The sequence below is a fragment of the Geminocystis sp. CENA526 genome, from assembly GCF_050753365.1.
Classification (GTDB): domain Bacteria; phylum Cyanobacteriota; class Cyanobacteriia; order Cyanobacteriales; family Cyanobacteriaceae; genus Geminocystis.
In genome coordinates this window covers 1-1,612 of sequence record NZ_JBLZFY010000256.1, presented here as the reverse complement: position 1 = coordinate 1,612, position 1,612 = coordinate 1, and the positions used below count along the sequence as shown (strand labels likewise).

General features: G+C 28.6%; 2 protein-coding genes. Both read left to right on the top strand.

From position 1 onward, the window contains the following. The coding region (locus ACN4EE_RS23200) for a type II toxin-antitoxin system HicA family toxin (RefSeq protein ID WP_431708876.1) at window positions 1-206 on the top strand (206 nt) is incomplete at its 5' end. A 315-nt stretch (window positions 207-521) separates the two neighbouring features. Beyond that, the coding region (locus ACN4EE_RS23195) for an IS5 family transposase (protein WP_431708875.1) at window positions 522-1,612 on the top strand (1,091 nt) is incomplete at its 3' end.

Here is a 1,612-nt window from a genome sequence, read left to right as displayed (position 1 = left end):
ATTTAGAAGTAACAAATCGTTTGAAATTTTTTGGTTTTAGATTTTATAGACAAGGAAAAGGTTCTCATGAATTATGGGTTAGAGACAATGATGGTTTAGTAATTCCCGTTCCTCATCACCGAGGAAAAGCTATTCGCAAAGGAACTATTAGAGCGATAATTAGAGAAATAAATCTCACAGTTGACGAGTTTATAGATTATCAATAAAACGATAAGTTATATTTTCTTCTGTGTTATATTTAAAGCTAAAAACTTTAACAAAATATATCAATTATCACGATCAATATGATGCCGTGACTGAATTTATTAATGAGTTAAAATAAATAAATATCACGACTGGTTAAATAACCTTAATTAGGGTTTGCTGAATAAATATAAAACCCTTGTTGAACAATGGGTTTATCCGTTAATTTTGCTCAAATGATGCAAGACAAAATGAGGTATAATCCTTTTAATCCCAATAAAATCGTTAGTAGTTACTTGCACCTACACTTAGGTTTTTAGTATTTCTCTAAAGCTATTATGTACATCAAAACCATTTCTTCCTCTATTGGTTTAAAAAATCTTGTTCCAGGTAATGAAATATTACCCGATGAAAATAATCGTTGGCTGATTATGGCTTCTTTGATTTCTTGGACGGAATTTGAACAAGAATATGCAAGTATTTTTGATGATAAATTAGGTGCTCCTGCTAAACCTTTTAGAATGGCATTAGGGGCATTAATTATTCAACAAAAATTAAATTTTACCGATAGAGAAACTGTAGAAATAATCAGAGAAAATCCCTATTTACAATATTTTATTGGTTTAAACAAATTTAGTCATCAAATACCCTTTCACCCATCAATGATGGTACATTTTAGGAAAAGAATAGGCAGTGAAATAATAGATAGAATTAATGAAACAACAGTATTAAAAGAATTCAAAAAAGAAAAAGAAATAGAAATAGAAATAGAAAAACAAGAAAATGAATCCAGACAAGAGATAAAGAATGAAGGAAAACTAATTTTAGATGCTAGTTGTACACCATCAGATATTGCTTTCCCCACAGATTTAGGTTTATTAAATAAGGGAAGAGTGGAAACGGAAAAAATCATAGATAAATTACATCAAGGAGAAGCAATAAGCATAGGAAAGAAACCGAGAACTTATCGACAAATAGCGAGAAAAGAATACTTGAAAATAGCAAAAAAAAGAAAAGTAAAAAAAGAAGAAAGAGATGAAGGAATCAACAAGCAATTAAAATATATTGAAAGAAATTTAAAAAGTATAGATAATCTAATTGACCAAGGAATAAGTCTATCAAAATTAAGTAAAAAAGAGTATAAAAACTTATTGGTAGTGAAAGAAGTATATCGGCAACAAAAAGAAATGTATGAGAAGAAAGAAAATAGAATAGACAATAGAATAGTAAGTATTTCACAACCTCATATTCGTCCAATAATCAGAGGAAAAGCAGGAAGTGCCGTAGAATTTGGGGGAAAAATAAGTATCAGTGTGTATGAAAATTACGTATTTTTAGATAAGTTAAGTTGGGAAAATTTTAATGAATCAACACATTTAATAGAACAGGTAGAAAAATATTATAAATTAATGGGATGTTACCCAAAAAC